A 22,732-nucleotide genomic window follows, 5' to 3' on the forward strand; every position below is an offset into this window, starting at 1 on the left:
CTGCTGGTTCTGCTGGTTCTGTTGGTTCTGCTGGTTCTGCATTTTTTCTAATAAATCACGATTAAACTTCGCGTCCTCATGATTAGGCTGCAAGGACAGGGCCTGATCGTATGCTTCGATTGCCTCTTTAATCTTGCCCGACTTAGCCAGTGCCGTGCCACGGTTATAGTGAGAATCAACAGTTTGCTGTTGCTCAAATAAACCGGCGGACTCTTCATAGTCACCGTTGCGATACGCCGCTGCTGCTTTCCACTCAGGAGACTTGAACAATGCCTTGGCTGCCTCGGCATCCTGATTAAGTAAGGCGCGATGCGCTTGCTGATCAGCATTCAACCACAGATCATCCCAAGTAAATGCATAGCTGTTTTGTGGCACACTAAGCAGCCCCACTAGCAGACCTGAAGTCATCACCACACTAAACAAATACCCTTTTCTAAATAAAAGAGCCGCCATTGGTAGCAACAGCCACAACAGCCAGATACCTTCGTTTTGCCAGTGTTCCACAGAGCGCTCAGTATTTTCTAATAGTGGAGAGTTATCGCTTTGGAAAAATTGCTGAAAACGCTCAATATCACTATCCCCAAGGCTTAAAGACTGGAAGATGCCACCACCACTGTCTGCAATGTCTTGCAATGAAGACTTATTCTGTTTAACCAAAATTGGCTGGCCCTGTTGATCGCGGTATACATCATTTTGAGATAATGGGATAGTCACAGCCTCTTCACTTCCAATAGACGCGACCGATACACGATAGCCCGCTACATTGGCAGCTTCGGCGCTTCTTAACGTTCTGCTTAAATCAGCAACGCCATCAGCAATGATCAGAATATCGCCTTGAGCATAACCTGCCTGTCTTAATAGCTCGACCGACTCATCAATACCCCGATAAACCAAACTGCCTTGTGCTGGCATGATGCCCGGAGATAGGTTTTTGACTTGTGCAATAATGTTCTCACGATCATCCGTCAGCGGACTTACCGCAAATGCATCACCGGCAAACACCACTAAGCCGGTTTGCCCTTCATTGCGCAATTGAAGCAAATCCATTAATTTGAATCGCGCACGATTCAGGCGATTAGGAGCGACATCAGCCGCCAACATTGAGCTGGAAAGATCAAACCCCAGAACCAAACCTTGCTGCGTCTGAAAAGCGGGTAATTCGCGCTTCTGCCAACTCGGTCCGGCGAGTGCAATAATTGCTATCAATGAAGCAAGCAGCACACTGTATCTCAACCAACGGCCATCACCCTGTTGTTGACCGCTAATGACAAACGGGCGTAAACGCTCATCGATAAAGTGCTGCCAAGCCTGATTACCGACCGAGCGCTTTGCTAACCACCAAACTAACAACAAGATTACGGGGATCAGCAAAAACCAATAGGGATAAATGAAATGAAAGTCGTCTAACATACTCATTCGCTTTTCTCCCGAATCAGGATACTCAACATGCCAAGCAGGAGTGCTAAAGCTAACGGCCAGTAGAAAAGGTCAGTACGCGGACGCCATTGTTGTTGATTCCTTTCTATCGGTTCCAGACGATCCAGTTCGTTATAAATTTCCAGGAAAGTATCCGTATCACTTGCTCTGAAATACTGCCCATTGGTCATATCGGCAATTCTGATCAGTGTTGCTTCATCCAATCCAGAACGCTGTGGTGCAAAGAAGCCACCTCTGTTACTTTGATGTTCTGAACCAATCCCGACTGTGTAAATTTTCAAACCATTTTTAGCCGCCATTTGCGCGGCATCGTCCACAGAGACTGCTCCGGCAGTATTCTCACCATCAGTCATTAACACCAAAATATGCTCAGAATCTGGCTGCTCATTGAGTCGCTTCAGCGCCAGACCGATTGCATCACCAATGGCGGTATTTCGTCCGGCTAACCCCAGTGCAGATTCATCCAGTAAACGCCGCACCGTTTTACGATCAAATGTCAGCGGCGCTTGCAGATAAGCCTGATCTCCAAACAAAATCAAACCGATGCGATCACCTTCTCTACGCTCAATAAATTCACCGGCCACATATTTAGTGGCGGTCAGGCGATCCACGTTTCTATTGCCTAGCTGATAATCCGCTTCCTGCATACTCAACGAGAGATCGACTGCCAGCATTAGATTTCGGCCACTGACCGGTAGCTGTACCAGCTCACCCACCATGACCGGACGCGCTAACCCTGCTATTAATGCACACCAAGCTATTACCGCGCATAGCTTTGCCAGCCAGCGCCAACTACGTTTAGCTTCAAGGTTTGCGGGCTGTGGTAAATCCTGTATAAATGGCACACGCAGCGCAGCCTCAGATTTACTAACAGTTGGCTTTAATAACCACCAAACCAAGAGCGGTAGCGGCAATAATGCAAATGACCAAATCCACTGCCACTCAAGCATGAGTAGGACCTCGTCTGGATTGCACTTTTAACCAGCGCCGAACCAATGTCAGCAATTCCTTACGATTATAGTCAACTGATGCCTGATAAGGTGAACTAGCCAATACTTGACCGACACCTTGTGTGAATGCCTGCGTATTCCCTTGTTTATCGAGGTAAGCCAACCACTCCTTCCCGACTAAACCGGCACTTTGCTGACGACCATCAAGATTAATAGCGAGACGTCTTAACAGTGCTGACAATGCAGCCAACCACTCTTTTTCATCCAACTGACTATCCGCTTCCAACTCATCAACGGCTGTAACGATTTGCTGATAGCGCTGTGATGCCTGACGAGATTTACGCCATAGCTTCCACAATGTGAATAGTACTAGCAGGACAAGAAGTGCCAGTAACCACCAACCCGGTGCTATTGGCCACCAGCTAACCTCAGTCGGCAGATGAATATCTTTTAACTGATCCAGAGGGTTCGGGTTCATACACCTGCTCCCCTGAGTTTTGCCAGACGCACCTGCTCGCTGTCAGCAGTGGATACCTCAATGAGATTAGCATGGCATTGCATAGCCAGCTGGCGCACTTGCTCTGTATGGCTCAAATCACGCTCACGATAATCTTTCCGAATACCCGCTTTTGCTGTGTTGAGTCTCAAAAACCGTAGACCATCGCTTAATTTGAGCTGAGTTTTTTCAGGTAGCTGATGCTCAAAAGGGTCAGTAATTGCAACTAAGGTCAAATTAGCGTGACGTGCTATCCGACGTAACTGCTGCTCTGCCTCAGCATCCAGACTTCTGAAATCACTCAATAAGACCACCTGACTGCCCGGAGATAACACACGTCTTAGTCGCTGCCAAGAGTCCGCCAAACTTACGTCGGCCTTTACACTAAAGTCGGGAATAAGCATTGAATAATCTGCCAGACGTTGCAACAGTTGTAGCACCTTTGACTTACTTCTGGCGGGACGCATTTCCATGTGCTCTGACCCACTCAGTAACAGAGCACCGATGCGGTCACCAGACAACCAGCTTTTCCATGACAATATCGCACTCAGTTCACACATCACAACTGACTTAAACTGACCACGCGTTGCAAAGAACATACTGGGCCTGAAATCACACCACAACAATACGGGGCGTTCGCGCTCTTCTTCGAATAACTTAGTGTGAGGTTCACCAGTGCGCGCTGTCACTTTCCAATCCATACTGCGGATGTCATCACCAGGACTGTACGGACGTGATTCGGCAAACTCCATCCCTCGGCCAAGTTGTCGTACCTGATGATTACCGGCTTGCTTTGTGGCTTTGCGGTAGCGGTTTTTTTGCATCAGCATACGGGCCGACTGCTGTTGGGATAACAAGCTATCGAGTGTGCTGAAAACCAAACCAGCACCAGATGTATCGCGTTGTTTCATCGCGGTTTTCATGACTTAAGGAACGGCAACCAAGCTTAATAATGTGTCGATTACTTCATCACTGGTTTTACCGCTTGCTTCACCTTCAAAGCTCAGCAAAATACGATGTCTCAATACATCGTGAGCAATACTCTGCACATCATCCGGTCCGACGTAGTCACGCCCATTGAGCCAAGCATGCGCTCTGGCGCACCGGTCTAATGCCATGGTTGCACGAGGGCTGGCACCAAAAGCGATGATTCCAGCAAGCTCCTCGCTATACGCTTCGGGCTGACGCGTTGCCATCACCAGCTGTAGCAGATATTCCTCGACACTATCAGCCATGTAAAGCTGCATTACTTGCTGACGCGCTTCGCTTATATCCTGCTTTGTGATGTGTATCTCAGGTGCATGTGTGGTCTTTTGAATATCATCTAATGCTTCCGCTCGATTCAGATGGAGGATTTGCTTTTCCGCTTCAAGATTTGGATACCCTACTCTGACATGCATGAGGAAACGATCCAGCTGGGCTTCTGGTAAATGATAGGTTCCTTCTTGCTCGATAGGATTTTGAGTAGCCATCACCATGAATGGTTCAGCTAATTTATAAGTGACTCCGGCAACGGTTATTTGACGCTCAGCCATCGCCTCGAGCAGTGCGGACTGTACCTTTGCAGGGGCACGGTTAATTTCATCAGCTAACACCAAGTTATGAAACAACGGCCCTTTTCTAAATTCAAACTCGCCTGTTTGCGGCTGGAATATTTCTGTACCTGTTATATCTGCCGGCAATAAGTCTGGTGTGAACTGCACTCGATGGAAATCCCCTTCAACAGCCTCACTTAATACTTGGATAGCCCTAGTCTTTGCCAAACCAGGCGCACCTTCAACAAGTAAATGACCATCGGCGAGCATCGCCACTAATAAGCGATTTACCAAATCACTTTGGCCAATAATTTTGCCACTCACATATTGCTGAAGCTTGTCAAAACGTTGTTTCTGCTGCATGCTGCCTGTCCAATTCATTATTAATTGTAGTTTGGGTTTCCGCTAGATATGGTAGCAGACTCGCCCGAATTCAAGGTAATTTCTGATCGTTAAGGATTCTTAATTCATGACCATTCAATCTATTATTGAGCAAAAGCTAGAGCAAACCTTTTCACCTGATTACTTAGAAGTAGTCAACGAGAGTTATATGCACAATGTTCCGGAAGGTTCTGAGTCGCATTTTAAAGTAACCGTTGTATCGGCTGAGTTTGAGGGACAACGCTTAATAGGTCGTCATCGTATGGTTAATAAGACTCTGAGTGAGGAGCTACAAACGATTCATGCGCTGGCGATACATACACTGACCCCAGACGAATACTTTGAAAAAGCTGGCAAAGTTCCAGAGTCACCGGAGTGCCTGGGTGGCGGTAAATAATAAATTTAAACACACCGCTTTGTGCCACTGAATCAATTGGTGCATAATCTCGCCTCTTTTTCCCAGCTAAAATAAATATTATGTGGTTTAAAAATCTCTACCTGTATCAGTTCGAAAAAGAATTCAAGCAAGATGCAGACTCGCTACACGAAGCATTAAGTGCTAAGCCATTTGTTGAATGTTCAGCGACACAACGTGAAAGCATGGGCTGGGTTCCGCCTCTTGGCAAAAACTCGCAAGCCTATACTCACTCTGTCAATAACTTTGTATTGCTAACAATGGCACGACAAGAGCGCCTGCTGCCGGCATCTGTCGTTAAGGAAGAGTTGGATGAGCGCGTTACAGAATTACAAGAACGCGAGAATCGTCGTGTTGGCGCCAAAGAGAAAAAGGAACTACGCGAAAGAATCGAAGATGAACTACTGCCTCGCGCATTCACACGCACTCAAAAGCTTGATGCCTGGATTGACTTAAAAGGTGGTTGGCTAGTCATCAATACACCATCAGCTACTCGCGCAGAAGCCTTTAGTACGCTACTGAGAAAGACAATTGGTAGCCTTCCGGTTGTTCCACCAAAGTCCGAGGCTGTTAGTCCTATTCTGACTCAGTGGCTAACAGAATATCAATCCCCGGAGCCGTTTGAGATTGGCGATGAAACTGAACTAAAAGGTTCTGGTGAAGATCAGGGTATCGCAGCCTTTAGGAAGCACGAGTTAGGTACCGATGAAGTAAAGAGCAACCTACAATCTGGTAAAGTAGTTTCTAAATTAGCACTCGTCTGGGATAAAAAAATAAGCTTTGTGGTTGCAGATGATCTCATCATCAAAAAGCTTAAATTCCTCGATGTTTTGGATGAGCAAATGAATGAACAGGATCCTCAATCGCACGAGGAAAGAGTTGATATTGAGTTTACTCTGATGACTGGCGAAGTATCTAAACTAATTCCTGATCTGATTAAAGAGCTGACTTAAGTTCGTTTAGACACATAGAAAAGCCCGGATACACTCAGTGTTCCGGGCTTTTCAGTCTTAGCGAATAGCTGAAGTAATTTTATGCGGTAGCAGATACCTTTTCTTCAACTGCGACTTTGATATGATCCAGCGATGAGACATCCACCTCTTCCTCATTAGTCACTTCAAACTTAGCTTTCTCAGGTTGCATACCTAACTTTGCTAACAAGGCCTTGTCTTTATCTTCCTCAGGGTTCTCAGTAGTTAGCAGACGGTCTCCATAGAACATGGAGTTGGCACCTGCAAAGAAACACATCGCCTGAGTCTGTTCATTCATTTCAGTACGACCTGCTGATAAACGCACATATGACTTTGGCATCAGAATTCTTGCTACAGCGACAGTTCTAATGAACTCAAAAGCATCCAGTTTATCGATACCATCCAGAGGCGTACCTTTCACCTGAACAAGGTCATTGATCGGTACTGAACCCGGATGTTCAGGCAAGTTAGCTAACTCTTGCAATAAGCGAGCACGGTCGTAGCGGGTCTCACCCATACCTAAAATACCACCCGAACAGACATTGATACCTGCATCACGAACATGTTGAATCGTATCGATACGATCTTGGTAGGTGCGAGTTGTGATGACTTCACCATAGAACTCAGGAGATGTGTCCAGATTATGATTATAGTAGTCCAAACCTGCTTCATTGAGCCTTTTGGCTTGCTGCTCTGTCAACATGCCGAGGGTCACACATGTCTCCATACCCATTGCTTTGACTTCCGTGACCATATCAATCACTTTGTCCAAGCTTTTGTCAGTAGGGTTACGCCATGCGGCGCCCATACAGAAACGTGTGGAGCCATTTGCTTTTGCTTCAGCGGCAGCCTTTTTTACAGCCTGCAATTCCAATAGACGCTCACGCTCTAAGCCAGTATCGTTAATGGCACTTTGAGAACAGTAAGAACAATCTTCCGGGCATGCACCTGTTTTGATACTCAACAAAGTACTCATTTGTATTTCATTGACATTGAAGTTTTCACGATGCAATTGATGTGCACGGAACAACAGATCATTAAATGGAAGCTCGAATAAAGCTTCAACTTCTTCTACCAACCAATCATTACGTAATTCGTTCATTCTTTTCCCTTGTAGTGAACATCTTCCCACACTTCGTTATTAATTTTCCGTAACAGAAAAAAAGATAATATTACCATAACCACAGCGTAAATCGCCCACAACAACACCCAGTTATTTCTCAGAAAGCCATCTGGCGCAAAGGTTAGCAAGGGCACTAGTAAGCCGGCCATTGCATAGTAGTAGTAGGCCGCAATTTGAGTGTAGTACCCCACACGCTTGTTCGGATGGTGACGGTAAATAGCATAGACAAGAATCGACGCACCAAACCAAAGTACGAAAAATGGAGGGAAAGAAACAGCAATCAGATTTCCGAAGGTAAACATTCTTGCTGATTTTTTAGATTTATCGGCGGGCTCTATCTTGTCAACAATGACATCCATGATGCATTACACCTATGAAGACTTACAAAAGGTCAGTATGACATAGCAGATGATTTGATACTCAAATAGCAGGCATAAAAAAAGCTGAGATATACTCAGCTTTTTTTAACACGTCAGTAAAGAATTATGCAGCTTCTTCCGGACGGTCAACAAACTCAATGTAAGCCATTGGTGCGTTGTCACCAGCACGATAACCGCACTTGATGATACGCAAGTAGCCACCAGGGCGATCCTGATAACGCTGACCTAATTCATTGAATAAAATACCTGTTGTTTCCTTGTCACGAAGACGAGCAAACACGATACGACGGTTATGTACTGAATCAACTTTAGCACGAGTCACTAGTGGCTCAACCACACGACGAAGCTCTTTAGCTTTAGCTACAGTAGTCTTGATAGCTCCATGCAGGATGACTGCATTAGAAAGACTCTGAAGTGTCGCCTTACGATGGCTACTGTTACGGCTCAATTGACGGCCAATATTACGATGACGCATTTTCTACATCCTTACCTAAATTCTAATCTATGCCAATCGGCAGAATTATTTATCGATGGTCGATGGCGGCCAGTTCTCTAATCTTGCACCTAGTGTAAGACCGTGTGACGCCAATACATCTTTGATTTCAGTCAAAGATTTCTTACCAAGATTTGGAGTTTTCAACAGTTCGTTCTCTGTCTTCTGTACCAAATCACCGATGTAATAAACTTGTTCTGCCTTCAGGCAGTTCGCAGAACGAACAGTAAGCTCTAAGTCATCAACTGGTCTTAACAGAACAGGGTCAACTTCTGGCTCAGGCTCTTCTACAGGCTCTTGCTCTACGATTGTCAGATCGAAGAAGACAGCTAATTGCTCATGAAGAATTGTCGCTGCGCGACTAATTGCTTCTTGTGGACCAACTGAACCATCAGTTTCAAGCTCGATGATCAGCTTATCCATATCTGTACGCTGTTCAACGCGCGCACTATCAACTGTGTATGCGACACGAACCACTGGGCTGAAACTAGAATCAAGCACTAAGGTACCCAATGGTAGCTCTTCAGCATCTGGCCCACGACGAACACTAGCTGGCTGATAACCACGACCACGTGCGATAGTGATGCTCATTTCAAGCTCAACATCAGATGTGATGGTTGCGATAACGTGATCAGGGTCAATTAACTCGACGTCATGATCAAGACGAATATCAGCAGCAGTTACAGTGCCAGGACCAGATTTGCGTAGATCCAAAGTAACACTATCTTTCTCATTCAGACGTACAGCAAGACCTTTAAGATTCAATAGAATCTCAACAACATCTTCCTTAACACCTTCTATAGCAGTGTACTCGTGATCAACACCGCTGATCTTAACTTCTGTAACGGCACAACCAGAGATAGACGATAGAAGTATTCTACGCAGAGCATTACCAAGAGTGTGACCAAAGCCGCGTTCAAGCGGCTCCAGTACTATCTTAGATGTCCGGCCATTGACTTCACTAACCTGAATGTTACGAGGCTTTAGTAAATCTGTTGCAGTAGACACTATAACAATCCCTCAAAAATAACTAAATAATGAAACTGAATAAACAGCTTATTACTTAGAGTAAAGTTCCACGATGAGAGACTCATTGATCTCTGAAGATAACTCGTCGCGCTCTGGTACAGCTTTGAATGTACCCTCAAGTTTCTTTGCATCAACTTCAACCCAACCGACGAAGCCTAGTTGCTCAGCAACAGACATAGCATCCTGGATGCGAGTTTGCTTTTTCGCTTTTTCACGAATAGAAACAGTATCACCAGCTTTAACTGAGTATGAAGGGATGTTTACTAAAGAACCATTAACCATTACTGACTTATGACTTACCATCTGACGAGCTTCAGCTCTGGTAGATGCATAACCCATGCGGTAAACAACGTTATCCAAACGACACTCTAAAAGTTGTAGCAAGTTTTCACCTGTAGAACCTTTAAGACGTGAAGCTTTCTTGTAGTAGTTACGGAATTGCTTTTCAAGCACACCGTAAGAACGTTTAACTTTCTGCTTCTCACGAAGCTGTAGACCGTATTCAGAAAGGCGGGTACGACGCTCAGCGTGTACACCTGGAATTTTATCCAGTTTACATTTACCTTCCAAAGAACGACCACGCCCTTTCAGGAACAAATCTGTTCCTTCACGACGCATTAATTTACACTTAGCACCAATATATCGGGCCATAACCTATCTCCTGAATATTGCGACTAAACGCGACGTTTCTTTGGTGGACGGCAACCGTTATGTGGAATCGGTGTAACATCCATAATCTGTGTGATCTTGTAACCAATGTTGTTCAATGCACGAACAGCAGATTCACGACCAGGACCAGGCCCTTTGACCATTACATCCAAGTTCTTTAGACCATATTCTTTCGCAGCTTCACCAGCACGCTCTGCAGCAACCTGCGCAGCGAATGGTGTACTCTTGCGGGAACCACGGAATCCAGAACCACCAGCAGTAGCCCAAGAAAGAGCATTACCCTGACGATCAGTGATTGTGATAATTGTGTTATTGAAAGACGCATGTACGTGAGCGATACCATCGCTTACGGACTTTTTGACTTTTTTACGCGCTTTTGTGGCTTTAGCCATGTTTCAATTCCTATCGTCTGTTACTTGCGAATCGGCTTACGAGGGCCTTTACGCGTGCGAGCATTTGTTTTAGTACGTTGGCCACGTAGTGGAAGACCACGACGGTGACGAATACCACGGTAGCAACCAAGGTCCATCAGACGCTTGATATTCATTGAAACTTCACGTCTCAAGTCACCTTCTACAGTGAACTTACCAATCTCAGTACGCAGCTTTTCAACTTCGTCCTCAGTCAGGTCGCGAATTTTCGTAGTTGCTACAACATTTGCAGCATCACAAACTTGTTGTGAACGTGTACGTCCAATACCGTAAATCGCAGTCAAAGCGATCACAACATGTTTGTTAACAGGGATATTAATACCCGCTATTCGAGCCATTAACCTATCTCCAGGCAGTCGAGGGACGGGGGACTTTACCCCAATCATCGACGTTAATCAATACAAGCGAAAAAAAACTTATAGAGATGCAAATTGCATCTCTATAGTAGCTTCTTTCCTACCTAGGTTTGTTTTAACCTTGACGTTGTTTATGTCTTGGGTCAGAACAAATGATTCGTACTACACCTTTGCGTTTTACAACGCGGCAGTTACGACACATCTTTTTTACTGAAGCACGTACCTTCATCTTAAAATCCTCAACAGAATACTATCAACTGGTACGCGGCTTGTTCTTGCCACCAGCTTTAAAATTCGCTTTCTTCATCAGGCCTTCGTACTGCTGAGACATCATATGCCCCTGAACTTGAGCCAAGAAATCCATTACAACAACCACGATGATTAACAAGGAAGTACCACCGAAGTAGAACGGAACCTTCCAACCATAAATCAAGAACTCAGGTAACAAACACACTAATGTAATGTAGATAGCACCAACTGCTGTTAAGCGAGTCATTACACCATCGATATACTTAGCTGTTTCACGACCTGGTCTGATACCCGGAATAAACGCACCCGCTTTCTTTAAGTTATCTGCAGTTTCGCGAGAGTTAAACACTAACGCTGTGTAGAAGAACGTAAAGAATATGATCGCCAATGCATAAAACAGAATATACAGAGGCTGACCAGGTTGCAGCTTATTCACAATCGCAGCCATCCACTCCATACCTTCTGAACGTGAGAACCACGATCCAAGGGTTGAAGGGAACAAAATAATACTTGAAGCAAAAATCGGCGGAATAACACCAGCCATATTCAACTTCAGAGGCAAGTGGCTTGACTGCCCCATTGCCATTTTTCTGCCTTGCTGACGATTAGCATAGTTAACGGTGATGCGACGTTGAGCACGCTCAACAAACACAACAAACGCAGTAACCAGTACAGCCATCGCCAAAAGAATAATTACAAACTCAGGACGTAGTTCACCATTTCTAGCTAACTCAAGTGTTCCGCCAATTGCGCTTGGTAAACCAGCAACAATACCCGCGAAGATAATCAAAGAAATACCGTTACCGATACCTCTTTCAGTAATCTGCTCTCCCAACCACATCAAGAAAAGAGTGCCTGTTACTAGTGAGATCACCGTAGTGATGACAAAGCCAGAACCTGGATTCAATGCGATTGTTTGACCACCACCAAGATCTTGCCCACCTAAAGCAACGGCAATACCGATACTTTGGAACAGCGCAAGACCAACAGTCCCGTAGCGAGTGTACTGAGTAATCTTTCGCTTACCAGCCTCACCCTCTTTCTTAAGTTGCTCTAGTGACGGTACAACAGTTGTCATCAGCTGCACGATGATAGATGCCGAAATGTAGGGCATGATACCAAGTGCAAACAGACTTAATCGCTGTAGTGCTCCACCAGAAAACATATTAAAAACACCGAGAATAGTTCCGGTGTTTTGATCAAAAAACTGCTGCAATGCGGCCGGGTTAACACCCGGAATCGGTATAAAAGTACCAATTCTATAAACAATCAGAGCGAAAAAAACAAAGAGTAATCTTTGTTTTATTTCAGCTGACTTGCTCAAACCACCGAGCATACTTGTAGGATTCTGACGTGCCACAGAGTAATCTCCGGTTGTTATTCTTCGACTTTGCCCCCGGCAGCTTCAATGGCAGACTGTGCGCCCTTGGTAGCACCGATACCTTTAAGTGTCACAGCTTTATTGATCTCGCCAGACAAAATAACTTTAGCAAACCGAATGTTTTTACTAACAATATTTGCAGCTTTCAGAGCTTCAAGATCAACGATCTCAGCTTCAAGAGATGCAATCTCGTTTAAACGGACTTCAGTGGTAACACGTGACTTACGCGACGTAAAACCAACTTTTGGCAGACGACGCTGTAAAGGCATCTGACCACCTTCAAATCCTGACTTGTGGAAACCACCAGAGCGAGATTTTTGTCCTTTATGACCACGACCGGCAGTCTTACCAAGACCAGAACCAATTCCGCGACCAACGCGCTTACGGTCTTTAGTACTACCGTCAGCAGGCTTTAGAGTATTAAGTCTCATGATTAAACTTCCTCGACTTTAACCATGTACGAGATCTTATTGATCATGCCACGGTTCTCTGGAGTATCAATTACAACAACTGGGTTATGCATCTTACGAATACCTAAACCATGTGCGCAATCCTGGTGTGACTTAAGACGTCCGTTAAGACTCTTATACAAGGTCACCTTTAAAGATTTTTCAGCAGCCATCTCAGCTCTTCACCTCTTCAACGGTTTTTCCACGCTTAGCAGCAATCATCTCAGGAGAGTTCATGTCGCCTAAACCTTTGATCGTTGCACGAACAACATTGATCGGGTTACGTGAACCAACACACTTAGCAAGTACGTTTTTAACACCAACCACTTCAAATACTGCGCGCATCGCACCACCGGCAATGATACCTGTACCTTCAGATGCTGGCTTCATGAATACATGAGCAGCACCGTGACGTGCATCAATTGGGTACTGAAGTGTGCCGTCTACTAATGGTACGGTTACCATGCTCTTACGTGCTTTTTCCATTGCTTTTTGAATCGCAACAGGTACTTCACGAGCTTTACCGTAACCAAAACCGATTCGTCCGTTACCATCACCAACTACTGTTAGTGCTGTAAAACCAAATACACGTCCACCTTTTACTACTTTTGCAACGCGGTTTACGTGAACCAGTTTCTCCTGCAGGCCATCTGCAGCTACATCTGTATTATCTTGCTTCGCCATTCAGGGTCACCTTAGAACTGTAGTCCCGCTTCACGCGCTGCATCTGCAAGCGCCTTAATACGGCCATGATATTTAAAACCTGAGCGATCGAATGCAACTGATTCAACGCCTTTCTCTTTTGCACGCTCTGCAACTAGTTTACCAACTGCAGTCGCTGCATCAGTGTTACCAGTGAACGCCAAATCTGTACGCAGACCACTTTCTACAGTTGAAGCACTAGCGAGCACTTCATTTGTTTCTGCAGAAATAACCTGAGCATAGATGTGGCGAGAAGAACGATGTACTGACAATCGATCTACGCGTAATTCACGCATCTTGGAACGACTGCGCTTACCACGACGAATACGAGCATCTTTCTTGTTCATCATAAACCTCTACTAAATCTTACTTCTTCTTCGCTTCTTTGCGAACAATATGTTCACCAGCGTACTTAACACCCTTACCTTTGTAAGGCTCTGGTGGGCGATAAGCGCGGATGTTCGCCGCAGCCTGACCTAACACCTGCTTGTCCGGACCACGCAGAATAATTTCTGTCTGGCTAGGAAGTTCAGCAGATACACCTTCAGGTAGTTCAAATAGAACCGGGTGCGAGAAACCTAGTGATAGGTTGATTGCCTTGCCACTCATCTGTGCACGATAACCAACACCAACCAGCTCAAGCTTGCGCTCGAAACCTTCACTAACGCCCTGAACCATATTGCTCACTAGTGAGCGCATAGTTCCCGCCATTGCCCAAGCTGAGTCATTACAGCCTTCGGCAGGTGCGAAGTTTAGTTTTCCATCGTCTTCAGAAACCTGAACAGTTTTGTGAACAGTGTAATCAAAAGCACCTTTAGCACCTTTGATTTCCAGGTTCTGACCATCAATTTTCAGTTGTACGCCCGAAGGTACGACAACAGGATTTTTTGCAATTCTTGACATGATTCAGACCTTCTTATTCAACTGAGCAGATTACTTCGCCGCCAAAGCCTGCTGCTTTAGCTGCTTTTCCACTCATCACACCTTTTGAGGTTGAAACAATTGCTACACCAAGACCACCAAGGATCTCAGGTAAATCGTCCTTACCTCTAAAAATGCGCAAGCCAGGACGACTGACACGTTGGATCTTACTGATAACAGGCTTACCCTGATAGTACTTAAGATCAACAGTAATAGTCGGCTTACCATCTGATTCGCCAGAAGCGTAACCAGAAATATAACCTTCTGATACCAAGACTTCTAATACAGACTTTTTCAACTTTGACGCCGGGAAAGAAACACTGCTCTTACTGGCTCGTTGACCGTTACGGATACGCGTTAGCATATCTGCAATAGGATCGCTCATACTCATAATACGTATTCCTTACCAGCTAGCTTTTGATAAGCCTGGAACATCACCGCGCATCATAGCTTCTCTTAGCTGAATACGTGATAGACCAAACTTACGATAAACACCATGAGGGCGACCAGTCAGAGCACAACGACGACGTTGACGTGCTGCACTGCTGTTTCTTGGTAACTTCTGTAGACTATCCACAGCTGCCATCACTTCTTCAAAGCTACTTGTTGGTTTATTGATAATCGCTTTAAGCTCAGCACGTTTAGTAGCATATTTCTCTACTAACTTAGTACGCTTTGCTTCGCGTGCAATCATTGATTTCTTAGCCATTGCTTAAAACCTCTATTTCTTGAAGGGGAACTTGAAAGCATCTAACAATGCTTTACCTTCTTCATTTGTCTTAGCTGTTGTTGCAATAGCAATATCCAGCCCGCGAATAGCATCGATCTTGTCGTAATCAATCTCAGGGAAAATGATTTGCTCATTGAAACCAAGATTGTAGTTACCACGACCATCAAATGAGCGAGGATTCAAACCACGGAAATCACGTACACGAGGAATCGAAACAGTGATCAAACGATCAAGGAATTCGTACATTTTTTCGCGACGTAAGGTTACCTTGCAACCAATAGGCCAGTTATCACGGATTTTAAAACCTGCGATAGACTTGCGAGACATTGTTACAACAGGCTTCTGACCTGAGATCAATGCCATATCTTCAACAGCTTTTTCGATAATCTTCTTATCGCCAACTGCTTCGCCAAGACCCATATTTAATGTAATGTGCGTAATTTTAGGCACTTCCATTACGTTACTACAACCTAGAGATTCTTGTAATTCCTTCACAAGCTTCTCTCTGTAAAGCTCTTCTAATCTAGCCATCGTAATAACCTCAAGCCCCTACTATTTCGCCGTTGGACTTGAAAAAGCGAACCTTTTTCCCGTCTTCCAGAACCTTAATACCAACACGATCACCCTTGCCGGTGGCTGGGTTAACCAACATCACGTTAGAAATATCAATTGGCAAATCTTTATCGATAATGCCACCAGTAACACCTGCATTAGGATTACCTTTTTGATGTTTCTTAGCAGTGTTCACGCCTTGAACTAAAACCTTACCATCAAGGATCTTTGTAATTGTGCTGCGACGACCTTTGTCCTTACCGCTAATTACAACGACCTCATCACCTTTATTTAACTTATTCATCAGTAATACCTAGCCTTAAAGCACTTCTGGAGCAAGAGAAATAATTTTCATGAAGTTTTTAGCTCTCAACTCACGTGTTACAGGACCAAAGATACGAGTACCCATTGGCTCATTTTTAGAGTTAAGTAAAACTGCAGAGTTACCATCGAAACGAATTAGAGATCCGTCTCTGCGTCTAACACCTGTTGCTGTACGAACAACAACTGCATTGTAAACGTCGCCTTTCTTAACTTTGCCACGTGGAATTGCTTCCTGAATACTTACTTTGATGATATCTCCAATCGCCGCATAGCGACGATGCGATCCACCAAGTACTTTTATGCACTTGACTCTGCGAGCACCACTATTATCTGCTACTTGTAGAACAGTTTGCATCTGAATCATGATTTATATTCCGACTTCAGCGTTAAATACGTTGAAGGTGCAATTAAGCGCCTTCAACAACTTTTTTGATCAATGACCAAGATTTTGTTTTAGAAAGTGGACGGCACTCGTGAAAAATCACTGTGTCGCCTACTTTACAAACATTCTCTTCATCATGAACATGATATTTTGTTGAACGACGGATGTACTTACCATAGATAGGATGACGAACTTTACGCTCAGTCATGACAGTAATCGTCTTATCCATCTTGTCGCCAACCACGACGCCTTGCATCGTGTGTTTTACTTCTGTGCTTGAAACTTGTGCTTCTTCACTCATGATTACTTACCTGCCTGCATTTCGTTTAAGATTGTTTTGATTCTAGCAATCTTACGTCTTGCCAACTTCATATCAGAAGGACGAGAAAGCTGACCAGTTGCTTGCTGCATGCGAAGAGCAAACTGCTCTTTCAACGTGCTTAACAACTCTTCATTCAGCTCTTCAGCACTTTTACTACGTAATTCACTCGCTTTCATTACATTACCTCACGAGTAACAAACACTGTCTTCATTGGAAGTTTTGCTGCAGCAAGTGCGAAAGCTTCACGAGCTAACTCTTCTGAAACACCTTCCATTTCATATAACATCCGGCCTGGCTGAATTTGGCAAACCCAATACTCAACGTTACCCTTACCTTTACCCATACGTACTTCTAATGGCTTGCTGGTAATTGGCTTATCAGGAAAAACACGGATCCAAATTTTACCACCACGTTTGATATGACGAGTCATAGCACGACGTGCTGATTCGATTTGACGAGCTGTTAGTCTTCCACGCTCTGTAGCTTTCAGACCAAACTCACCAAAACTTACTTTACTACCGGTAACAGCAAGACCACGGTTGCGACCTTTAAACTGCTTGCGGAATTTAGTTCTTTTAGGCTGTAACATCTCGAACCTCTAAATTACTTCTTCTTGCCGTTCTTTTGACTAGAACTAGCTTGCTTCTGTTCGAGATCAAAAACCTCGCCCTTATAGATCCAGACCTTCACACCAATTACACCGTAAGTTGTGTTACCTCTGGAAGTCGCATAGTCGATATCTGCACGAAGTGTGTGCAATGGCACACGACCTTCACGATACCACTCAGTACGAGCAATCTCAGCACCGTTCAAGCGACCCGAAACACTGACCTTGATACCTAAAGCACCAAGACGCATAGCATTACTAACGGCACGCTTCATAGCACGGCGGAACATAATACGACGTTCCAGCTGATTTGCAATACTTTCTGCAACTAATTTTGCATCCAGTTCAGGCTTGCGAATCTCTTCGATATTCAGCTTAACGTTGTTTGGATGAATATCCATCAGCTTTGCAGTTTCCTGACGTAGCTTCTCGATATCTGCACCTTTCTGACCAATTACAACACCAGGTCGAGCAGTGTGAATTGTGATGAATGCAGATTTCGCCGGACGCTCAATCTGAATTCGACTTACTGAAGCACTTGCGAGCTTCTTTTCCAAGAAACTACGTACTTCCAAGTCCTTGTGAAGGAAAGTTGAATATTCTTTACCTTCTGCATACCACTTAGAACGCCAGTCAGTTGCGATACCAAGACGAATGCCAGTTGGATTTACTTTTTGACCCATGACTTAAACCTCTTTATCGCCAACAACTAGCGTAATATGACTTGTACGCTTAAGAATTCTATCTGCGCGACCTTTTGCACGAGGCATAATACGCTTCATTGTCGGACCTTGATCAACATAGATCTTTGTTACAGACAACTCATCGATATCAGCACCTTCGTTATGCTCAGCATTAGCAATTGCTGAGTTCAGTACTTTCTTAATGATCGCAGCGCCTTTCTTAGGGCTAAACGCTAATAACTCTAGCGCTTGCTCAACAGGCATTCCACGAACTTGATCGGCCACCAAGCGACATTTTTGAGGTGAGATTCGTGCGAATCTTAAATTTGCTGAAACTTCCATCATCATTTACCTAGCTTTTTTATCCGCAACATGACCACGGAACAAGCGAGTTGGTGAAAACTCACCTAACTTGTGTCCAACCATATTTTCGTTAATCAAAACTGGGACATGTTGACGACCATTATGTACCGCGATAGTTAGACCAACCATCTCAGGAAGAATCATTGAACGACGAGACCATGTCTTAACTGGCTTACGATCATTATTCTTTACAGCTGTAAGTACTTTGTTCATCAAGTGATGATCAACGAAAGGACCTTTCTTTAGGGAACGTGGCACGTCAATTACCTCTTATTTCTGCGACGTACGATCAACTTATCCGTACTTTTATTCTTGCGAGTCTTGAAGCCCTTAGTAGGAGTACCCCAAGGCGATACAGGATGACGACCACCTGATGTTTTACCTTCACCACCACCATGTGGGTGGTCGATAGGATTCATTGCAACACCACGTACTGTCGGGCGTATACCCATATGACGTGTCGCGCCAGCCTTACCAAGCTTACGAAGACCGTGCTCCTGATTACCTACTTCACCGATTGTTGCGCGACAAGCAGACAATACTTTACGCATTTCGCCAGAGCGAAGACGTAATGTTGAGTAGCGACCTTCCCGAGCAATCAACTGAACAGAAGTACCAGCACTACGTGCTATTTGAGCACCCTTTCCAGGTTTCATCTCAACACAGTGAATAACGGTACCAACAGGAATATTTTTAATCTGCATAGCGTTACCAGCAGAAATAACTGCTGAATCACCAGAGATAATAGAAGCACCTGCAGAAACACCCTTTGGCGCAATGATGTAGCGACGCTCACCATCTGCATACTTCAACAAAGCGATGTTAGCTGTACGATTTGGATCGTACTCCAAACGCTCAACCGTCGCAGGTACACCATCTTTATTGCGCTTAAAGTCAATAAGACGATAGTGCTGCTTATGCCCACCACCAACGTGGCGAGTAGTGATACGACCGTTATTATTACGACCACCACACTTACTTTGACTCTCTAGCAAAGCCTTGTGCGGCTTACCAGTGTGTAATTCTTTGTTGACAACTTTAACCTGATGGCGACGACCAGGAGAAGTTGGCTTCATCTTAACTAATGCCATGATTTATCCCTCAGCTCCAAGATCGATAGCCTGACCATCAGCAAGTTTAACGTAAGCCTTCTTCCAATCTTTGCGCTTTCCAGCACGACGACCGAAGTTTTTCTGCTTACCTTTAACTTTAACGGTACGAACAGTATCAACTTTAACTTCAAAAAGTTGCTCAATTGCTTTTTTGATTTCAAGTTTAGTTGCATCTACAGAAACTTTAAAAGCCTGCATGTTTGCAATTTCAGAGATATTTACTGTCTTTTCAGTTACGTGTGGACCGAAGACAACTTGATAGATACGTTCCTGGTTCATGCTAACCACTCCTGAACTTTAGCTAGTGCAGCAGTTGTCATAAGAACTTTCTCATGACCAACCAAACTAACAGGGTTTAGAGAAGTCACATCCAGAGCTTCACAATGTGGGATATTGCGAGTTGACAGGTGAACATTCATATCATCAGCATCAGTAATAATTAGCACATCGTTACATGCCAATTCTGCTAATTTTGCGACCATCAGCTTTGTCTTTGGCTCTTCAATTGAAAAGTCATCAACTAAAACCAAACGATCCTGACGAACCAACTCAGAGAAAATAGAACGAATCGCAGCGCGATACATTTTCTTATTTAACTTCTTAGAGTAGTCACGTGGCTTTGCAGCAAATGTAACACCACCTTTACGCCAGATTGGACCGCGAGAAGTACCAGCACGCGCACGTCCAGTACCTTTTTGACGCCATGGCTTAGCGCCACCGCCACTCACTTCTGAGCGAGTTTTTTGTGCCTTAGTCCCAGAACGGCCGCCAGCCATATAGGCTACTACCGCTTGGTGAACCAGTGTTTCATTGAAATCTTTAGCGAAGATCGCTTCATTGACTTCCAACGAACCACCATTGGTGATTTGTAATTCCATCGTAATTAACCCTTGACAGCTGGCTTGATTACAACACTTGAGCCTTTCGCCCCAGGTACTGCACCTTTAACCAGCAACAAATTTCTTTCAGCATCTACACGAACAACCTGAAGGTTTTGTGTAGTGTGATTTACAGAACCCATGTGACCTGACATTTTCTTACCTTTGAAAACGCGGCCAGGAGTCTGGTTTTGACCAATCGAACCCGGAGTACGGTGATTGATTGAGTTACCGTGAGTAGCGTCTTTACCAGCAAAGTTCCAGCGCTTTAGTACACCAGCAAAACCTTTACCTTTGGAAACACCAGTCACATCAATCATTTGACCGTCTTCGAATACATCTACAGAAATACTCGAGCCAAGCTCATATTCTGTAGGATCGATTCTAACTTCACGTACTGCAGTACCTGCTTCAACACCCGCCTTCGCATAGTGACCAGCAAGTGCTTTATTAACACGTGAAGCCTTTTTTGTACCAGTTACTAACTGAACGGCATTGTAACCGTCAGTTTCAACTGTCTTAACCTGTGATACACGGTTAGGAGCAACTTCTAGAACTGTTACAGGTGTAGCAGAACCATCTTCATTAAATACTCGAGTCATCCCAACTTTTTGACCCAGCAAACTGATTGCCATGTGGCACCTCTCTTAAAAAACGCCCACGATGAGCTATCTTCTAAACATTATTTTGTTGGAAAAAATTGGCCCGACCAGAGGTCGAGCCAAGAAAGCGCTGAATTATGCCAGAACCAAGAGCATTAATAAACAATAAAATTCACATTTTTGTAGCACTAGAAAACCACTAGTTATTACCAAATATTTTGTTGCTTATTTCTACTCTAACTAGCAGTAAATCAATTCAATTTGATCTGTACATCTACACCAGCTGCAAGATCCAGCTTCATTAGTGCATCAACAGTTCTTTCTGTTGGATCAACAATATCCATCAGACGCTTATGTGTACGAATCTCGTATTGATCACGCGCATCTTTATTTACGTGCGGAGAGATCAAAACAGTGAAACGCTCTTTGCGCGTTGGCAATGGGATCGGACCTTTAACACGAGCCCCTGTTCTTTTAGCAGTTTCAACAATTTCGCTAGCAGAACGATCGATTAATTTATGGTCGAACGCTTTTAAACGAATACGGATTCTTTGATTAGACATAATTCTTACTCAACAACCTTAGCTACAACGCCCGCACCAACGGTACGACCACCTTCTCGAATCGCAAAACGCAATCCTTCATCCATTGCGATCGGGTTAATCAAGGTAACAACCAACTTAACGTTATCACCCGGCATAACCATCTCAACACCCTCTGGCAACTCACAAGCACCTGTCACGTCAGTCGTACGGAAGTAGAACTGTGGACGGTAGTTAGAGAAGAAAGGAGTGTGACGACCACCCTCATCTTTTGACAGAACATAAACTTCTGCTTCGAACTTAGTGTGAGGCTTGATTGAAGCAGGCTTACAAAGCACCTGGCCACGCTCAACATCTTCACGCTTCGTACCACGAAGTAGAATACCTACGTTATCGCCTGCTTCTCCACGATCAAGAAGCTTACGGAACATTTCAACACCAGTACATGTCGTCTTTTGAGTGTCGCGAATACCAACAATCTCAACTTCATCACCAACGTTAATCACACCACGCTCAATACGACCAGTTACTACTGTTCCACGACCTGAGATTGAGAACACGTCCTCAACCGGCATGATGAAATCACCTTCAACAGCACGCTCTGGCTGAGGAATGTGAGTATCAAGTGCATCAACCAGCTTAACCACCGCAGAAACACCAAGACCATCAGCATCTTCGCCGTTCAGACCCATTAGCGCAGAACCAACTACGATTGGCGTATCATCACCAGGGAACTCGTATGTATCCAGAAGATCACGAAGCTCCATCTCTACCAGCTCAACCATCTCGTTGTATTCTTCAGTACCGAATCCACCACAGTCTTCAGCAAGAAGATCAGCTTTATTCAGGAATACAACAACGTATGGAACACCAACCTGACGTGACAACAAGATGTGCTCACGAGTCTGAGGCATAGGGCCATCAGTCGCACCACAAACCAGAATCGCACCATCCATCTGTGCAGCACCAGTAATCATGTTCTTTACGTAGTCAGCGTGACCCGGGCAGTCAACGTGCGCATAGTGACGAGTGTCTGACTCGTATTCTACGTGTGACGTAGAAATCGTTATACCACGTGCTTTTTCTTCAGGAGCATTATCGATTTCATCAAATGCTTTAACCGCGCCGCCCATCTTCTCTGCCATGACCTTAGTCAGTGCTGCAGTCAGCGTTGTTTTACCATGGTCAACGTGACCAATTGTGCCGACATTAACGTGCGGCTTTGAACGTACAAAAGTTTCTTTAGACATGACTATTCACCTATTCT

Annotated in this window: 38 protein-coding genes; 2 read left to right on the plus strand and 36 right to left on the minus strand. The window is 44.5% G+C overall.

Features of this window, described 5'->3' with window-relative positions:
* The 5 genes from DKW60_RS02415 to DKW60_RS02435 form a co-directional block, all read right to left on the minus strand.
* Window positions 1–1,416: VWA domain-containing protein (locus tag DKW60_RS02415; RefSeq protein WP_109836077.1), on the minus strand; the 1,416-nt coding region annotated here is incomplete at its 3' end.
* On the minus strand, window positions 1,413–2,387 hold the full coding sequence (locus DKW60_RS02420) for a VWA domain-containing protein (protein WP_109836078.1): 975 nt from the start codon (window positions 2,385–2,387) through the stop codon (window positions 1,413–1,415). The genes DKW60_RS02420 and DKW60_RS02415, both read right to left, overlap by 4 nt.
* Window positions 2,380–2,865, minus strand: a complete 486-nt coding sequence (locus DKW60_RS02425; protein WP_109836079.1) for a DUF4381 domain-containing protein — start codon at window positions 2,863–2,865, stop codon at window positions 2,380–2,382. The genes DKW60_RS02420 and DKW60_RS02425 overlap by 8 nt, the downstream gene beginning before the upstream one ends.
* Window positions 2,862–3,794, minus strand: coding sequence for a DUF58 domain-containing protein (locus DKW60_RS02430; protein ID WP_181389556.1), 933 nt, complete (start codon window positions 3,792–3,794; stop codon window positions 2,862–2,864). Before DKW60_RS02430 ends, DKW60_RS02425 begins: the two co-directional genes overlap by 4 nt.
* A gap of 15 nt (window positions 3,795–3,809) precedes the next feature.
* Window positions 3,810–4,781 (minus strand): AAA family ATPase, encoded by a 972-nt coding sequence (locus DKW60_RS02435; RefSeq protein ID WP_109836317.1) that lies wholly within the window; start codon window positions 4,779–4,781, stop codon window positions 3,810–3,812.
* 106 nt (window positions 4,782–4,887) lie between these two features.
* Here DKW60_RS02435 and DKW60_RS02440 point away from each other — a divergent pair, with 106 nt between their 5' ends.
* Window positions 4,888–5,196, plus strand: a complete 309-nt coding sequence (locus DKW60_RS02440) for a BolA family protein (protein ID WP_109836081.1) — start codon at window positions 4,888–4,890, stop codon at window positions 5,194–5,196.
* An 80-nt stretch (window positions 5,197–5,276) separates the two neighbouring features.
* Entirely contained in the window at window positions 5,277–6,167 is an 891-nt protein-coding gene (locus DKW60_RS02445; protein WP_109836082.1) for a recombination-associated protein RdgC, read from the plus strand.
* 79 nt (window positions 6,168–6,246) lie between these two features.
* Here the strand turns inward: DKW60_RS02445 and bioB are convergent, their stop codons facing one another.
* From bioB to tuf, 31 genes are all read right to left on the minus strand, one after another.
* The gene (gene bioB / locus DKW60_RS02450) at window positions 6,247–7,287 is read right to left on the minus strand and encodes a biotin synthase BioB (protein WP_109836083.1); all 1,041 of its coding nucleotides are present in this window, start codon (window positions 7,285–7,287) and stop codon (window positions 6,247–6,249) included.
* Complete coding sequence (locus tag DKW60_RS02455; protein WP_109836084.1) at window positions 7,284–7,667, minus strand: hypothetical protein; 384 nt, start codon at window positions 7,665–7,667, stop codon at window positions 7,284–7,286. Before DKW60_RS02455 ends, bioB begins: the two co-directional genes overlap by 4 nt.
* 124 nt (window positions 7,668–7,791) lie before the next feature.
* The gene (gene rplQ / locus DKW60_RS02460; RefSeq protein ID WP_109836085.1) at window positions 7,792–8,163 is read right to left on the minus strand and encodes a 50S ribosomal protein L17; all 372 of its coding nucleotides are present in this window, start codon (window positions 8,161–8,163) and stop codon (window positions 7,792–7,794) included.
* Between the two features lie 45 nt (window positions 8,164–8,208).
* The gene (locus tag DKW60_RS02465; protein WP_109836086.1) at window positions 8,209–9,192 is read right to left on the minus strand and encodes a DNA-directed RNA polymerase subunit alpha; all 984 of its coding nucleotides are present in this window, start codon (window positions 9,190–9,192) and stop codon (window positions 8,209–8,211) included.
* A 48-nt stretch (window positions 9,193–9,240) separates the two neighbouring features.
* Window positions 9,241–9,861 (minus strand): 30S ribosomal protein S4, encoded by a 621-nt coding sequence (rpsD, locus tag DKW60_RS02470; RefSeq protein WP_109836087.1) that lies wholly within the window; start codon window positions 9,859–9,861, stop codon window positions 9,241–9,243.
* Window positions 9,862–9,884: 23 nt separating this feature from the next.
* A complete protein-coding gene (rpsK, locus tag DKW60_RS02475) occupies window positions 9,885–10,271 on the minus strand; it encodes a 30S ribosomal protein S11 (RefSeq protein ID WP_109824821.1) in 387 nt (128 codons plus the stop codon).
* A gap of 20 nt (window positions 10,272–10,291) precedes the next feature.
* Window positions 10,292–10,648, minus strand: a complete 357-nt coding sequence (gene rpsM / locus DKW60_RS02480) for a 30S ribosomal protein S13 (RefSeq protein WP_109836088.1) — start codon at window positions 10,646–10,648, stop codon at window positions 10,292–10,294.
* Between the two features lie 133 nt (window positions 10,649–10,781).
* Window positions 10,782–10,895, minus strand: a complete 114-nt coding sequence (gene rpmJ, locus DKW60_RS02485; protein WP_109824826.1) for a 50S ribosomal protein L36 — start codon at window positions 10,893–10,895, stop codon at window positions 10,782–10,784.
* Between the two features lie 24 nt (window positions 10,896–10,919).
* Window positions 10,920–12,251, minus strand: a complete 1,332-nt coding sequence (gene secY, locus DKW60_RS02490; RefSeq protein ID WP_109836089.1) for a preprotein translocase subunit SecY — start codon at window positions 12,249–12,251, stop codon at window positions 10,920–10,922.
* A gap of 41 nt (window positions 12,252–12,292) precedes the next feature.
* Window positions 12,293–12,727 carry a 50S ribosomal protein L15 gene (rplO, locus tag DKW60_RS02495; RefSeq protein WP_109836090.1) on the minus strand — a complete coding sequence of 145 codons (435 nt, stop codon included), beginning with the start codon at window positions 12,725–12,727 and terminating at the stop codon, window positions 12,293–12,295.
* A gap of 2 nt (window positions 12,728–12,729) precedes the next feature.
* Window positions 12,730–12,918: a 50S ribosomal protein L30 gene (rpmD, locus tag DKW60_RS02500; protein WP_109836091.1), complete on the minus strand. Its 189-nt coding sequence runs from the start codon at window positions 12,916–12,918 to the stop codon at window positions 12,730–12,732.
* Between the two features lies 1 nt (window position 12,919).
* On the minus strand, window positions 12,920–13,429 hold the full coding sequence (gene rpsE / locus DKW60_RS02505) for a 30S ribosomal protein S5 (protein WP_109836092.1): 510 nt from the start codon (window positions 13,427–13,429) through the stop codon (window positions 12,920–12,922).
* Window positions 13,430–13,440: 11 nt separating this feature from the next.
* Window positions 13,441–13,794 (minus strand): 50S ribosomal protein L18, encoded by a 354-nt coding sequence (gene rplR / locus DKW60_RS02510; protein WP_109836093.1) that lies wholly within the window; start codon window positions 13,792–13,794, stop codon window positions 13,441–13,443.
* Window positions 13,795–13,813: 19 nt separating this feature from the next.
* Window positions 13,814–14,350: a 50S ribosomal protein L6 gene (rplF, locus tag DKW60_RS02515; protein ID WP_109836094.1), complete on the minus strand. Its 537-nt coding sequence runs from the start codon at window positions 14,348–14,350 to the stop codon at window positions 13,814–13,816.
* 13 nt (window positions 14,351–14,363) lie between these two features.
* Window positions 14,364–14,759, minus strand: coding sequence for a 30S ribosomal protein S8 (rpsH, locus tag DKW60_RS02520; protein ID WP_109836095.1), 396 nt, complete (start codon window positions 14,757–14,759; stop codon window positions 14,364–14,366).
* Window positions 14,760–14,771: 12 nt separating this feature from the next.
* Window positions 14,772–15,077, minus strand: a complete 306-nt coding sequence (rpsN, locus tag DKW60_RS02525; protein WP_109836096.1) for a 30S ribosomal protein S14 — start codon at window positions 15,075–15,077, stop codon at window positions 14,772–14,774.
* A 12-nt stretch (window positions 15,078–15,089) separates the two neighbouring features.
* Window positions 15,090–15,629: a 50S ribosomal protein L5 gene (gene rplE / locus DKW60_RS02530; protein ID WP_109836097.1), complete on the minus strand. Its 540-nt coding sequence runs from the start codon at window positions 15,627–15,629 to the stop codon at window positions 15,090–15,092.
* Window positions 15,630–15,639: 10 nt separating this feature from the next.
* The gene (gene rplX / locus DKW60_RS02535; RefSeq protein WP_109836098.1) at window positions 15,640–15,954 is read right to left on the minus strand and encodes a 50S ribosomal protein L24; all 315 of its coding nucleotides are present in this window, start codon (window positions 15,952–15,954) and stop codon (window positions 15,640–15,642) included.
* A gap of 15 nt (window positions 15,955–15,969) precedes the next feature.
* Window positions 15,970–16,338 carry a 50S ribosomal protein L14 gene (gene rplN / locus DKW60_RS02540; protein ID WP_109836099.1) on the minus strand — a complete coding sequence of 123 codons (369 nt, stop codon included), beginning with the start codon at window positions 16,336–16,338 and terminating at the stop codon, window positions 15,970–15,972.
* A 43-nt stretch (window positions 16,339–16,381) separates the two neighbouring features.
* A complete protein-coding gene (rpsQ, locus tag DKW60_RS02545; protein WP_109836100.1) occupies window positions 16,382–16,657 on the minus strand; it encodes a 30S ribosomal protein S17 in 276 nt (91 codons plus the stop codon).
* A gap of 2 nt (window positions 16,658–16,659) precedes the next feature.
* Window positions 16,660–16,854 (minus strand): 50S ribosomal protein L29, encoded by a 195-nt coding sequence (gene rpmC, locus DKW60_RS02550; RefSeq protein ID WP_109836101.1) that lies wholly within the window; start codon window positions 16,852–16,854, stop codon window positions 16,660–16,662.
* Window positions 16,854–17,267 (minus strand): 50S ribosomal protein L16, encoded by a 414-nt coding sequence (gene rplP / locus DKW60_RS02555; RefSeq protein ID WP_109836102.1) that lies wholly within the window; start codon window positions 17,265–17,267, stop codon window positions 16,854–16,856. The genes rpmC and rplP overlap by 1 nt, the downstream gene beginning before the upstream one ends.
* Before the next feature lie 14 nt (window positions 17,268–17,281).
* A complete protein-coding gene (rpsC, locus tag DKW60_RS02560) occupies window positions 17,282–17,968 on the minus strand; it encodes a 30S ribosomal protein S3 (RefSeq protein ID WP_109836103.1) in 687 nt (228 codons plus the stop codon).
* 3 nt (window positions 17,969–17,971) lie between these two features.
* Complete coding sequence (gene rplV / locus DKW60_RS02565) at window positions 17,972–18,310, minus strand: 50S ribosomal protein L22 (RefSeq protein WP_109836318.1); 339 nt, start codon at window positions 18,308–18,310, stop codon at window positions 17,972–17,974.
* Window positions 18,311–18,316: 6 nt separating this feature from the next.
* Entirely contained in the window at window positions 18,317–18,589 is a 273-nt protein-coding gene (rpsS, locus tag DKW60_RS02570; protein ID WP_022954427.1) for a 30S ribosomal protein S19, read from the minus strand.
* 5 nt (window positions 18,590–18,594) lie between these two features.
* Window positions 18,595–19,422 carry a 50S ribosomal protein L2 gene (gene rplB / locus DKW60_RS02575; RefSeq protein ID WP_109836104.1) on the minus strand — a complete coding sequence of 276 codons (828 nt, stop codon included), beginning with the start codon at window positions 19,420–19,422 and terminating at the stop codon, window positions 18,595–18,597.
* A 3-nt stretch (window positions 19,423–19,425) separates the two neighbouring features.
* A complete protein-coding gene (gene rplW, locus DKW60_RS02580) occupies window positions 19,426–19,722 on the minus strand; it encodes a 50S ribosomal protein L23 (protein WP_109836105.1) in 297 nt (98 codons plus the stop codon).
* On the minus strand, window positions 19,719–20,321 hold the full coding sequence (rplD, locus tag DKW60_RS02585; RefSeq protein WP_109836106.1) for a 50S ribosomal protein L4: 603 nt from the start codon (window positions 20,319–20,321) through the stop codon (window positions 19,719–19,721). The genes rplW and rplD overlap by 4 nt, the downstream gene beginning before the upstream one ends.
* A 5-nt stretch (window positions 20,322–20,326) precedes the next feature.
* Window positions 20,327–20,956, minus strand: a complete 630-nt coding sequence (gene rplC / locus DKW60_RS02590; RefSeq protein WP_109836107.1) for a 50S ribosomal protein L3 — start codon at window positions 20,954–20,956, stop codon at window positions 20,327–20,329.
* A 218-nt stretch (window positions 20,957–21,174) separates the two neighbouring features.
* Window positions 21,175–21,486: a 30S ribosomal protein S10 gene (gene rpsJ, locus DKW60_RS02595; protein WP_109836108.1), complete on the minus strand. Its 312-nt coding sequence runs from the start codon at window positions 21,484–21,486 to the stop codon at window positions 21,175–21,177.
* Window positions 21,487–21,491: 5 nt separating this feature from the next.
* Entirely contained in the window at window positions 21,492–22,715 is a 1,224-nt protein-coding gene (tuf, locus tag DKW60_RS02600; RefSeq protein ID WP_109836109.1) for an elongation factor Tu, read from the minus strand.
* Window positions 22,716–22,732 lie beyond the last annotated feature (17 nt).

It is taken from the genome of Leucothrix pacifica (genome assembly GCF_003172875.1).
In the GTDB taxonomy this organism is placed as follows: domain Bacteria; phylum Pseudomonadota; class Gammaproteobacteria; order Thiotrichales; family Thiotrichaceae; genus Leucothrix; species Leucothrix pacifica.